Origin of the sequence: Aeromonas sp. QDB18 (assembly GCF_027705325.1) — a bacterium.
Classification (GTDB): domain Bacteria; phylum Pseudomonadota; class Gammaproteobacteria; order Enterobacterales; family Aeromonadaceae; genus Aeromonas; species Aeromonas caviae.
The window spans coordinates 1-524 of sequence record NZ_JAPDBQ010000368.1; the positions used below are offsets into that span (position 1 = coordinate 1).

The following is a 524-nucleotide window of genomic DNA, read 5'->3' on the forward strand; positions in this document are numbered from 1 at the left end:
GTAAGCGCCCTTGAATCGGCATCTTTTTTTCCCAAAATCAGCTCGTCACACTTGAAATCCATTACCTCTTCGCTGGATTTTCACTATGACCACTCAAGAACGTGCTGATTTTTGGCGACAGCAGATCACCGCCTGGCTTGACTCCGGCCTCTCCGGCCACGCCTTTTGCAAAAGCCAGGCACTGGTCTATCACCAGTTTGCTTACTGGCGCAAAAAGCTCGAACAGCCTGTAGACTCGGACTCTCTTCCTGGCTTTGTCAGAATAGCCATGCCTGTTCCTGTCACGAACGAAGTCGGCTTGACACTCACCTTACCCAACGGCATCACTCTCTCCGGGTTACATCCGGGCAATATCGATTTGCTCGGCGCTATCATGAGGCAGCTGTAATGCGCCCTCGTTACTTGCGTCCGGCACTGACCATGCCGCAGATCTACCTCTATCGGGCGCCTATCGATTTTCGTAAACAGGCCCACGGCCTGGCGGCGCTGGTCGAGCAGCAACTGGGGCACAACCCGTTCACCGG

At 54.6% G+C, this 524-nt stretch carries 2 protein-coding genes; both read left to right on the top strand.

Features of this window, described 5'->3' with window-relative positions; translation table 11 throughout:
* Window positions 1-85 precede the first annotated feature (85 nt).
* Window positions 86-388, top strand: a complete 303-nt coding sequence (gene tnpA / locus OKC30_RS21385; protein WP_088813953.1) for an IS66 family insertion sequence element accessory protein TnpA — start codon at window positions 86-88, stop codon at window positions 386-388.
* A gap of 32 nt (window positions 389-420) precedes the next feature.
* On the top strand, window positions 421-524 hold a 104-nt coding region (tnpB, locus tag OKC30_RS21600; RefSeq protein WP_442865850.1), incomplete at its 3' end, for an IS66 family insertion sequence element accessory protein TnpB.

Excerpts from the sequence above, each read along its gene's own strand:
- tnpA (WP_088813953.1), top strand. The coding sequence starts at position 86 with ATGACCACTCAAGAACGTGCTGATTTTTGGCGACAGCAGATCACCGCC.